This is a genomic window from Leisingera sp. F5, from assembly GCF_001593695.1.
Genome location: NZ_LUKH01000066.1, coordinates 1 through 10,473 on the forward strand (window position 1 = coordinate 1; position 10,473 = coordinate 10,473).

The 10,473-nt window shown below is 59.4% G+C and carries 13 protein-coding genes and 1 pseudogene; 6 read left to right on the plus strand and 8 right to left on the minus strand.

All coding sequences use genetic code 11. From position 1 onward, the window contains the following. A partial coding sequence (locus A2I95_RS23105; RefSeq protein ID WP_291733621.1) for a heavy metal translocating P-type ATPase occupies nucleotides 1-1,291 on the plus strand: 1,291 nt, incomplete at its 5' end. Between the two features lie 63 nt (nucleotides 1,292-1,354). Beyond that, nucleotides 1,355-1,864, plus strand: coding sequence for a L,D-transpeptidase family protein (locus A2I95_RS23110; RefSeq protein ID WP_291733624.1), 510 nt, complete (start codon nucleotides 1,355-1,357; stop codon nucleotides 1,862-1,864). Between the two features lie 223 nt (nucleotides 1,865-2,087). On the opposite strand, the gene A2I95_RS23115 is transcribed toward A2I95_RS23110, so the two are convergent. Genes A2I95_RS23115 through A2I95_RS23145 form a run of 7 tightly spaced genes read right to left on the minus strand, consistent with a single transcriptional unit; the run spans nucleotide 2,088 to nucleotide 6,708 of the window. After that, complete coding sequence (locus tag A2I95_RS23115) at nucleotides 2,088-2,543, minus strand: DUF411 domain-containing protein (RefSeq protein WP_027255769.1); 456 nt, start codon at nucleotides 2,541-2,543, stop codon at nucleotides 2,088-2,090. 2 nt (nucleotides 2,544-2,545) lie between these two features. Further along, nucleotides 2,546-3,919, minus strand: a complete 1,374-nt coding sequence (locus tag A2I95_RS23120) for a peptidoglycan DD-metalloendopeptidase family protein (protein WP_291733628.1) — start codon at nucleotides 3,917-3,919, stop codon at nucleotides 2,546-2,548. Then, a complete protein-coding gene (locus A2I95_RS23125; RefSeq protein ID WP_291733630.1) occupies nucleotides 3,916-4,542 on the minus strand; it encodes an SCO family protein in 627 nt (208 codons plus the stop codon). Before A2I95_RS23125 ends, A2I95_RS23120 begins: the two co-directional genes overlap by 4 nt. Further along, nucleotides 4,542-5,006, minus strand: coding sequence for a copper chaperone PCu(A)C (locus A2I95_RS23130; protein WP_291733631.1), 465 nt, complete (start codon nucleotides 5,004-5,006; stop codon nucleotides 4,542-4,544). The genes A2I95_RS23125 and A2I95_RS23130 overlap by 1 nt, the downstream gene beginning before the upstream one ends. A gap of 27 nt (nucleotides 5,007-5,033) precedes the next feature. After that, nucleotides 5,034-5,693: a thioredoxin domain-containing protein gene (locus A2I95_RS23135; RefSeq protein WP_291733633.1), complete on the minus strand. Its 660-nt coding sequence runs from the start codon at nucleotides 5,691-5,693 to the stop codon at nucleotides 5,034-5,036. Beyond that, a complete protein-coding gene (locus tag A2I95_RS23140) occupies nucleotides 5,690-6,115 on the minus strand; it encodes a disulfide bond formation protein B (protein ID WP_291733634.1) in 426 nt (141 codons plus the stop codon). Before A2I95_RS23140 ends, A2I95_RS23135 begins: the two co-directional genes overlap by 4 nt. Continuing rightward, nucleotides 6,112-6,708 carry an SCO family protein gene (locus A2I95_RS23145; protein WP_051357804.1) on the minus strand — a complete coding sequence of 199 codons (597 nt, stop codon included), beginning with the start codon at nucleotides 6,706-6,708 and terminating at the stop codon, nucleotides 6,112-6,114. The genes A2I95_RS23140 and A2I95_RS23145 overlap by 4 nt, the downstream gene beginning before the upstream one ends. A 174-nt stretch (nucleotides 6,709-6,882) precedes the next feature. Between A2I95_RS23145 and A2I95_RS23150 the strand changes: the two genes are divergently transcribed. The 3 genes from A2I95_RS23150 to A2I95_RS23160 all read left to right on the plus strand — a co-directional run bounded on the left by A2I95_RS23150 (nucleotide 6,883) and on the right by A2I95_RS23160 (nucleotide 9,226). After that, nucleotides 6,883-7,311 (plus strand): helix-turn-helix domain-containing protein, encoded by a 429-nt coding sequence (locus A2I95_RS23150; RefSeq protein ID WP_291733638.1) that lies wholly within the window; start codon nucleotides 6,883-6,885, stop codon nucleotides 7,309-7,311. A 237-nt stretch (nucleotides 7,312-7,548) separates the two neighbouring features. After that, nucleotides 7,549-8,319 carry a transglutaminase family protein gene (locus A2I95_RS23155; RefSeq protein WP_039173604.1) on the plus strand — a complete coding sequence of 257 codons (771 nt, stop codon included), beginning with the start codon at nucleotides 7,549-7,551 and terminating at the stop codon, nucleotides 8,317-8,319. Further along, on the plus strand, nucleotides 8,309-9,226 hold the full coding sequence (locus tag A2I95_RS23160; protein ID WP_211037691.1) for a cation diffusion facilitator family transporter: 918 nt from the start codon (nucleotides 8,309-8,311) through the stop codon (nucleotides 9,224-9,226). Before A2I95_RS23155 ends, A2I95_RS23160 begins: the two co-directional genes overlap by 11 nt. 297 nt (nucleotides 9,227-9,523) lie before the next feature. On the opposite strand, the gene mntR is transcribed toward A2I95_RS23160, so the two are convergent. Further along, nucleotides 9,524-9,982 carry a manganese-binding transcriptional regulator MntR gene (gene mntR, locus A2I95_RS23165; RefSeq protein WP_152612216.1) on the minus strand — a complete coding sequence of 153 codons (459 nt, stop codon included), beginning with the start codon at nucleotides 9,980-9,982 and terminating at the stop codon, nucleotides 9,524-9,526. Between the two features lie 109 nt (nucleotides 9,983-10,091). Between mntR and A2I95_RS23170 the strand changes: the two are divergent. Continuing rightward, nucleotides 10,092-10,473 (plus strand): annotated as a pseudogene (locus A2I95_RS23170) (cytochrome C); the annotation flags it as partial.

Consider the following 10,473-nt stretch of genomic DNA (forward strand, 5'->3'; position numbering starts at 1 on the left):
TTCCCGCCGCGCTCCTGTGGAACAGTGGGTGGCGAAGTTCGCGCGGATATACACGCCGGTAGTCATGGCACTGGCAATCGCTCTCGCGGTTCTTCCGCCACTTGCTGGCGGCGCATGGGGCTTCTGGTTCTACAATGCTCTGGTGCTCCTGGTCATCGCCTGCCCCTGTGCGCTGGTGATTTCGACGCCTGTCTCGATCGTTGCGGCGCTGGCCTCTTCGGCGCGGGCGGGCGTGCTGATCAAGGGCGGCGCCTATGTCGAGGCACCTGGCCGCACGACGGCGCTGGCCTTGGACAAGACCGGAACGATCACCGAGGGCCGACCGGAGGTTGCGGCAATCCATCCGCTTGGAATGGTGGAGGCGCGGGACCTGCTTGCGCTGGCGTCGTCGCTGGAGATGCGCTCCTCGCACCCGCTAGCGCGCGCTATCCTCGAGCGCGCCGGGCGGGACGCCGTTTCAGTAGCCGCTGCGGAGGATACCCGCACGGTGCCGGGGCGAGGGCTCGAAGGTCGCATGGGTGACCGGCCCGTTTGGCTTGGTTCTGACCGGTTCGCCGCGGAGAAAGGTTTTGGGGATGCCATTCCTGATGAGTTGCGGGACCGGATCGAAGGGGCGGGGGCGACGCTGGTCGCGTTGGGCGACGAGACGGGCGTGTTGGGCGTTCTTGAACTGCGCGACCGGATCAGGCCTGACGCCAAAGGCATCGTCTCTCGATTGCACGCACAGGGTGTCAACACAGTTGTCATGCTGACTGGCGACAACGAGCGCACGGCGCGCGCGGTAGCAGCCGAAGTCGGTATCGACGAGGTTCGCGCTGAACTGCTGCCAGAAGACAAGGTAACCGCCATCGAGGAACTGGTGGACAGCCATTCGGTTGTTGCCATGATTGGGGACGGCGTAAACGATGCCCCCGCCATGGCGCGGGCGCATTACGGCATCGCCATGGGCGCCGTAGGCTCGGACGCGGCCATCGAGACGGCGGACATCGCGCTGATGACAGATGACATCGCCAAGGTGCCGTGGCTGATTGCCCATTCGCGCCGCACGATGAGCATCATCCGCCAGAATATCGGCCTTTCGTTAGCGACGAAAACCGCCTTTGTCGTGGCGACTGCATTCGGAATGGCCTCGATGTGGGGGGCCATTGCTGCGGACGTGGGTGTGTCGTTGCTGGTGGTGGCCAATGCGCTGCGGCTTCTGAACGCGGACGGCCGCCACAAGTCGCCGCCGGAAGGCGGCGAGCCAGCAGGTGAACAATTGGCGGAGGGCGCTTTGGCACATGGTCATTGATTTGGTGCCGGCCCTTCAACTAGGGTTGTGGTAACAAGCCGTCAATAATGGCACCGAGCAGCGATGATCAACAGAATCCCGAGACGCAGAATTCTACTGGGCGGCATTGCCGTCCTCCTATCCGGCTGTGCAAGCAAGTTCCGTGGTTATACCGGGCCCGAAGTTACCCGTTTGCGGCTCTACAAATCAGAACGTTTGCTTGTTCTGGATGGCGCTGAGGGTGTTTTGCGCACCTACCCGGTCGGGCTGGGGTTTGCACCGGAAGGTCATAAGCAATTTGAGGGGGATGGACGAACACCCGAAGGCGCCTACCTCATTGACCGGCGCAATCCTGACAGTCTGTTCCACCTCTCCATCGGCATCTCTTATCCAAACGAGGCGGACATCGCATTTGCAGCGGCGCAAGACAAATCTCCGGGTGGTGACATCTTCATCCATGGCGGGCCGCGACGGGGCATTGACCCAATGAACAAACGCGACTGGACCGCAGGCTGTATCTCTGTGTCCGACCGCCAGATCGAAGAGGTCTATGCAATGGTGCGGGACGGGACGCCCATCGAAATATATGCATAGACCGCGCTCGACGGCGGGCAGTCACGCAAATGGTGCTTGAATTGCGGCATTTAAGGCCGAGATTGCAAACACCATCACGATCACCTCGCAGGCATCGGTATACTCCGTCCGTAGAAACGAAACCGGTCTGTGATCATCAAGTGATTTGGTTGCAAGGTAGCCTGAACGGCCAGGCGCACAGAGGAATACAGCTCCGTTCTCAGCCCGCGTGCAATCGTGCTGATCAGTTGCCGGGGTAACTGGCGTAGACTTCGGTCGAGCCGTCATTGTTGATAAGGAACACATCGTAAGCCTCTCGCCAGCTGCCCTGATCCATACCAGGCGATCCGAGCGGCATGCCGGGTACGGCAAGACCCACTGCGTCGGGACGCTCGGCAAGGAGCCTGCGAATGTCGGCCGCGGGCACATGCCCCTCAATAACGTAACCCTCGGTGAGACCTGTGTGGCAAGAAACCATGCGCTGCGGCACACCGTTGTCGAGTTTGAACCGCACGAGCAGCCCTGCGAACATGTTTTTTCCGCTTGGAACAAACCCGCTTTCCCCCAGATGTTCCATCCAGGCGAGGCAGCAACCGCAGCCATTGGTCTTTTTAACCTCAATGGGCGTCGATTGGGCCAGCACCTGTGCGGCGGGGAGCAGGGCAAGAGCACATGCCAGGGCGGCGATCGGTCGTTTCATGGTCAAAGCCTTTCATTGGGGTTCGCGGCGATCACGCTGGCAAGCTGCTCCTCCAGCCTGGCGCGTGCCGCCCTCAGGCGTGTAAGCGCCGCTGTGTCCGGTGTCGCGCGTCCGGCGGCCTCGGCGAGCCGGTCATCGGAGAGCGGGTCAGTGGGCCGGCCGTCTACGCGCACCTCGTAATGCAGATTGGGGCCGGTCGCAGTGCCCGTCGCGCCGATCCGGCCGATGGTATCCCCGGCCGACACGCGTTGACCCTCAGCAAGACCTTCGGGCACGGCGCTGAGATGAGCATAGCGGGTCAGTGTGTCCGCACCATGGGCAATCTCGACAACACGGCCATAGCCACCGCGCCATCCAATAAACGCAATACTTCCGGGCGCAGTGGCGCGGACAGGCGTTCCACGCGCTGCAGCAAAGTCCACACCAGTGTGCATGCGGACATTGCCAAAGACCGGGTGTTTGCGGCGGCCGAAGACGGAAGTTAGCCGCGCGCCCTCTACTGGCTGGGAAAAGACACGCAGCACTTCGCCGTCGAGATAGATTGTAGCCTTGCCGGTTCCATCCTCTGGCCAGGCTATTTCATAGAGAGCGTCTCCAAGGTCCAATGCAGCGAACGAAATTTCGGGCTGGCGGACAGCCTTGTTCGCAACCCGCGCCTCGCGCCAGAGAAGGCGCAGCGTCTCGCCACCCCTCAGTTCGCGCCGGAAATCCACTGTGCCGCCCAGCATTTGCGCCAGATCGACGGCGAACCGGGCTGGTATCCCGGCATCGTCCAGTGCCCCGAAGATCGAGGTTTCGATCCTGGTCTCGCCAGCAAGGGTCACGATTTCGGGTTCAGGGGCCACAACCCGGGTGGCGAGCTGCTCTCCAAATAATGCCTCGATCCGTATGCCCTCTTCGACAACAAGGGTCACATTGCGAGGGCTTCCATCTGTCGTGGATATGACAGTGATTGCGTGACCGGGGCGCAGTCGGCGGAGATCGTATTCTGCGCCAATCGCAAGGGCGATCTCTGCGCGGTCTGTGGCGGCAAGCCCGGTCTCGGCCAGAACCGCATCAAGCGTCTCGCCCGGAGCTATTTCGCGTGACCATGTGGTGAGTGACGGTTCAATAGCAGTCACCGGAGCATCATTCCTTACTACGGCCGGGCGGAACGGCGGGCGAAAGTCCGGCGCATTTTTAGACTGCGTGCGAGCAATTCTGTAAGCGGGTTCCTCCAGAAACTGAGGCGGTGTGAGAGGTGCAGGTTCCCAAACGCCAGCCTCGGCTAGGGTCGGCTGAACAGGCGCAGTTGAGTAGGATGTGGCGACCATTGCGACCGCCGCCGAAATCCCGCTCGTTACCGCCAGCCCGGCCATCAGGCACCTCAACCTCATGTTGCTCCCTCCAGTCTAACTTTCATCGCGCGTCGGATTTTCGGAACTGCGAATTCTCTCGGTTCGTGGTAGTCGATAGTGCTGACGAAGCGTCCCTCGGCATCGAACAGAAAGACCTTCGCCGTATGGTTCATCGTGTATCTCCCATCTTCGCCAGTAACCTTCTCATAGGTCGCGCGAAGGCCCTCGATTGCACGCTTGATCTGCGCTTCTGGACCGGTCCAGCCGCGGATCGCCGAATGGAAGTAGCCGACATACTCTGCCATAGCGTCGACAGTGTCGCGCTCGGGATCTACCGTGATAAAGATGGTGTTCAGCCGCTCGGCGTCCTCGCCCATCATGTCCAGCCAGCTTGAGATGTCCGAGAGCGTCGTGGGGCAGACGTCAGGACAGTAGGTGAAGCCGAAGAATATCATCGACGGGCGCCCGACAAGCGTATAAGGGCCGACAGGCTGCCCTTTGTGGTCAGTCAGGCGGAAGTCCATCGCCGTAAGCGGCAAGGGCCGCTGGCCCATGGGCTCTGGTGCGCCGGGGCCGTCCACACGCCACCAGCCCAGCAAGAGTGTCAGGCCAATCGCACCAAATGCCGCCGCGCCATATCCGAGAGCTGAACGCCGCCGCATCAGTTTCCCGGGCCGCGCGCTGCGATGCCAAGAACCGGCACGTTGACCGTTACCCAGCCACCGTCCGAAAAAACAAGCGAAAGCGGAAAAGTCTCCCCTTCCTTCATCGGGCGCTGAAGTTTCATCAGCATGGCATGCAGACCGCCGGGCTCCAGCGCGACGGTCTCTCCTGCCGCAATAGACACGTCACCCGCGGGAGCCATTGAACTGACGCCTTGTTCGTTCGTCGAACTCCGATGAATTTCAGGCATCATGGCAATATCAGTCTTGATACCTGTCAGTGTGACCGGCTCATCGCCTTCGTTCACTATCTCCATGTAGGCAGCTCCGGGACGGCTGGTGCCGATAGATGCCCGCGACCAGGCATTCTCGACGCTTACTTGGCCGGAACCGGCCAGCGCGGCGGAGGCGGCGCCGAATGGCAGCACGAGTGCTGCAAGGCCCGCATGAAGTACCGGTTTCATTTCGCCAGTTTCCTTTCAGATTGTCACTCAGCTATTGGTTGCCGCGACTTCGGCTGCGACCAGCGCGCGCAATTCTGCCTCGCCGAAAGTAGCGAGCGGCTTGCCGTTCACAAAGAAGGTCGGCGTCTGGCGCACACCCACGGCTTCGACATCGGCACGGTCCTGATTGAGGATGCCTACAATATCCGGCAGGCGCATTTGCGCCCGCGCGGCTTCTGCGTCGAGACCTGCGACCGCAGCGATATTGAGGATGAGGCCCGGCTCGGGCGCACCGTGGGACGCCCAGCGGGGCTGATCCCGCAGTATCGCTTCCAGAACTTTCTCAAAGACCCCCTGCATGCGCGCAGCTTCGAGGACCTGGATCGCTTCTTCCGAAGCTTCCCCGTGAAACGGTGTGTAGCGGATCACCACACGCACTGTATCGCCATGTTCGGCCATAATATCCTTCACGACCGGGTAGAAAGCTCGGCAGGCTTCGCACGCAGGATCGAAGAACTCCACGATGGTCACGGGGGCGTCCTCGGCACCGAGAACCGGCGAATAGGGCCGGATCAAAGCGTCGGCAATCTCCGGGGTGACTGAAGTGGCCTCCTCAATGGGCTCTGATCGCGTTGCATACCAAGAGGCGCCAGAAAAGGCCGCAACTGCGAGAGCAGAAACGGAAAGGATCAATGAGCGGCGGTTCATTCGGTATTTTCCTTCAAAGAAGCGGCTGACAGGGTAGCGGTGAGGGCAAAGGCCAGGAACGAGAGCAGCGGGATTGGCACGCTGAGGACAAGCTGGCCTTGGTCAGTGCAGGACGGACCTGCCGCAGTACAGGGCTGGATGCGTTCTGGAATGAGCCCCCAGAAAAGGCCGAGATGCCACAATGCGATGGCTCCGCCGGCGAGAGAAAGCGCGACACCGTAGCGGCCGGCCCTCCTGTCCCGCCACCAGAGCCCGCAACCCAGCACAACCGCCAGCGGGAACATGAATGCCCGTTGAAACCAGCAGAGGACACAAGGCGTCTGCCCCAGAACCTCGCCAATGAACAAAACAGACAGTGAGGAAACTAGTGCAACGATCCATGCGGCTGCGAGCGACGTGTCGGATGATAGCCTGAATGTCATAAGGAAATCTGCTCTCTCAGACTGGATACGATCTCTTCTGCTGGCGTGCCATAGGGCCACGCCGTGACATAGCCACCTTCAGGATCGAAAAGGAACAGCTGCGAGGAATGCCCCATAGTGTAACCGCCGGGGGCCGCAGCCTCCTCGATTTTTTCGTAAAAGATGTGAAAGCTCTTCGCTGTCCGGTCGATCTGGTCCGGGGTCCCCGTGAGACCGATGATGCCGGCCTCGAAGCGCGGTACGAAATCTGCAAGCGTCATTGGTGTATCGCGCTCGGGATCGATCGAGATGAAGAGCGGCTGAATCCGCCCGGCGTCCGGACCTAGACCTTCCATCACAGCGGCGACCTCAGCGAGAGTCGTCGGGCAGACATCGGGGCAGTTCGCGAAGCCAAAAAAGACTAGCATCCACCGCCCGGCGAAGTCTTCCTGCGTCCGTGTTATTCCTTGATGGTCCGTGAGTTCGAAGGCCGCACGGAAAGCCGACTGCGTCTCACGTGCCTGATCCGCACGATAATCCGCCCAAAGCAAAAGCCAAATTAGCGCAACAGCCGCCAGCGCCCAAAGAATTTTCCGAAGGAGTTTAAGCTTCAAAGCAAGCAGCCCGTTTCTGATTCCACGTATTTTTTGCGCGTCTACACCCTGCAGCTACTAGAGGTTCAACCGTTTTTTTCAGGAGAGGGACTTTGTCGCGTGTCTGTGAATTGAGTTGTGGCCAGTGCCAGACCCAATTAAACCTACCAGAACTGTAGCGTCCTGGGGGTGCGTATGCTCACGATTGGCAGTTTGGGAAAGAAGACTGGCACCAAAGTCCAGACCATCCGCTACTATGAACAGATTGGCCTGATGCCCGAACCAGGCAGGACCGAAGGCGGTCAGCGGCGCTATGGTGAAGCCGAGCTTGATCGCCTATCCTTCATCCGTCACGCGCGCCAGCTCGGCTTTTCTCTGGATGCAATCCGGGAACTACTCGATCTGAGCAACCATCCGGAACGGTCCTGCGACGAAGCCGATGCTATAGCACGGCGGCAGTTGAAGCAGGTGTATCAGCGGATCGCCAGACTTGAGGCCCTGCGCACTGAGCTTGAACGAATGGTGCATGAATGCAGTGGCGGCAAGACATCTGATTGCCGGGTCCTTGAGGTGCTCCGTGATCATGCCGAATGTCTGACGGAGCACGACGAAATCGGCGTATGAGTGCAGCTCTCAACTATCCGGGGCGTTGTGCATTTAAGCACTGACATGCCTTCTTTCGAAGGCAGCCGCTGCGAGCACGAAGTCTGGAGGCTCACAGCCTGCAAAAGGAGTGGACCACATAACAGCTTAAAGGCAAATGATCCTGACAATCCTGGATAGCGATTGCAGGATTAGGGCTTGAAGCTACAGTTACTGTAGCGGTTACACCCCTTCTTGCAAGATTCGAGGAGAAATGCAGTGTATCCGGCAGATCCGCTTCTTAAGCCTACGAGGCTATTGGACTTTGACCATCCGTCAATTGCCAGGCTAATAACGAACCGCGGGTGGAAGGAACTGGCCCAGCATGAGCAAATCGGCGCGGTGTACGGCTTCGTCCGCAACGAGATTGCCTTTGGTTACAACCACGCGGATGACATCCCAGCCTCCAGGGTTCTCACCGACGGCTACGGCCAGTGCAACACCAAGGGCACACTGCTCATGGCGCTTTTACGCGGAGTGGGTGTGCGGTGCCGGCTGCATGGCTTCACGATCCACAAGGCGCTGCAGCGGGGCGTGGTACCAGAGATCGTTTATCCAATTGCTCCAGACGAGATCTTGCATTCATGGGTGGAGGCCGAGACAGAGGAAGGCTGGGTCAATCTCGAGGGTTTCATCCTTGACGAGGCATTCTTAGGGACGCTCCAGGCCGCCTTTTCCGGTACCGAAAGCCTATGCGGCTATGGTGCCGGAACCAATTGTTTGAGCGCGCCACCAGTCGATTGGACAGGTGGAGACACTTATATTCAGAAAACTGGTATTGCCCGGGATTTTGGAACTTTCGGCACGCCGGACGAATTCTACCGGGACCACCGGCAGGCGTTCGGAATTTTGCGTGACTGGCTCTATCGCAAAGTTATCCGCCACTGGATGAATGCTCGTGTCCGCGCAATACGGTCCGGGCACGTGCCGCACATCCCGGGACTGGGCCTAGTGAACCACCGCCACGAGAAAAACCAAGATGCCGCATGATCATGGCCATGCTCATATCGATCCTGCTTCTGGAGACCGTCGGATTTCCATCGCGATCTGGGCGAATGCCCTTCTGACCATCGCTCAAGTCGTCGGCGGAATTTTCGCGGGCAGCCTCGCTTTGATCGCGGACGCGCTGCACAACTTTTCAGATATGGCATCTCTCCTCATCGCGTTTGCCGCGCGCAAGATCGCCCGGCGGCCCGCCGACGAGCGTATGACTTTCGGCTACGGCCGGATCGAGATTGTCGCTGCGCTGGTCAACTACACAACGCTCATACTGGTTGGTGTCTATCTCATCTACGAGGGGGGCATGCGGATGATCGACCCCCCCGAGGTTGCGGGCTGGACTGTCGTAATCCTCGGCGGCATTGCGCTAGTGGTGGACACGTTAACCGCATTGCTCACTTACTCGATGCAGAAAGGCAGTGTTAACATTCGAGCACTCTTCCTGCACAACCTTTCTGATGCGCTGGCTTCAGTCGCCGTGATTATCGGTGGCTCGCTCATCATTCTCTATGACATGAAGTGGGTTGATCCTGCGATCACAATTGGTATCGCGCTTTACATTCTCTACCTCGCTGTGACCGAGATCGGCCGCCCAATCCGGACGCTGATGCTGGGCAGCCCGCCGGACATAGACGGCAAGGGGGTCGTGGAAGTGATCCGGAGCGTGGACGGTGTTGCCGATGTTCATCACGTGCATCTTTGGCAAATGCAGGAACACGAGGTCGCGCTCGATTGCCATGTGGTAGTCGAAGAGGGATGCCTTGCCAATGCTGAGCAGATCAAGTCGGATATCAAATCGTCTCTCGCAAAACACTATGGCATCCGCTATTCCGTTCTGGAGTTTGAGGCATCCGCCAACATGCACACCGGCGCGGAGTTGTTTGGACATGGTTCATGACAGTCGATGCAAGGCACACCGGTTCCAGCGGAAGCCTTGGAAAGCGTCTCATGCCGAGGAAGATTGGATGCCTCTTGCCGGTAGACAATAGATCTCCTCGTCTCCCGGCAATAAATCACTCACGGATGCTTCCAGCCTGCAGATTGATAGGGGTAAAACCGGAAGGCAATCGCGCGGGCAGCTGTATTGCTGTGCTGAAAGCCCGCCTAAATTAGCCGCACTCGTCATGGGCAGCACGATCTCATCGGGAATTTTGTGGGCTTTCTAGCCGCCCCAGTCAATAGCGCCAAAAATAGCTCAGCTTTTTGTCCGTTCACTGGTAAACGCGTGGAATACAGATAAGGTTTCTTCGCTGACGTGGTGCTCGATCCCTTCGGCATCATATTCGGCCACCTCTTGCGACACGCCAAGAGCCACAAGGAAATCCACAACGATTCTGTGCCGTTTGCGGCAGGCTTCGGCCAGCTGGCGGCCTTCTTCCGTCAGGCGGATCGAACGGTAGGGCTCCTGCAGAATCAGCCCTTCCCGTTTCAGGCGGTTCAGGTTCTTGGAGACCGTGGGCTGGGTCACGCCTAGACGCTCGGCGATTTCAACAGGCCGCGCCGCGCCGTTCATGTGAATCAGCTCGGCAATCAGTTCGACATAATCCTCGACCATCTCGCTTTGATGAGCCGTGCGTACGGCCTCAAAACCGCTCGCCTGTTCATCTGGGCTTCGGTTGAGGGCGTTTTCATCTGTTTCGGTCATGTCGCTCATAGGATCGCATGTCAGTTTGGCCTCCCTGTATGCCTGCAACAAAGCGGGTTGACAACGGCATAGAAGAAACTACACAATTTAGCCAAAGCTAACTTTTGTAGGTTCGACCATGAAAAACCTCATATCAGCGGCATTAGTCGGCCTTTTGCCGGTGGCCGCCGGGGCCACCGCGATTGAGCAAGCCCCATGGGCGCCGCGCTCTGCCGCTTACCGCCTGACACTGTTCATGGGGAACCTGACCCCGGTTCCCTGGGAAAAAATCGAAAACAGCTGGACCGCACCGGCACCGGGCAGCGCATTGTCTGAAGATGCCATGTCGCGGGTGAGCCCGGATGAGGCCCGCGCAATCAGCGCGGCTCTTGCATCGCATGACCGCCAGGCGCTGTTCGAGGCGGCCACGGCAGCCGTGGCCCAGGGTATCCTGCGTCACTTGGCAGCGGCAGAGACTGCGCTTGGGCAGCCCAACGCAGCACATGAGGTTGCCAATGCCG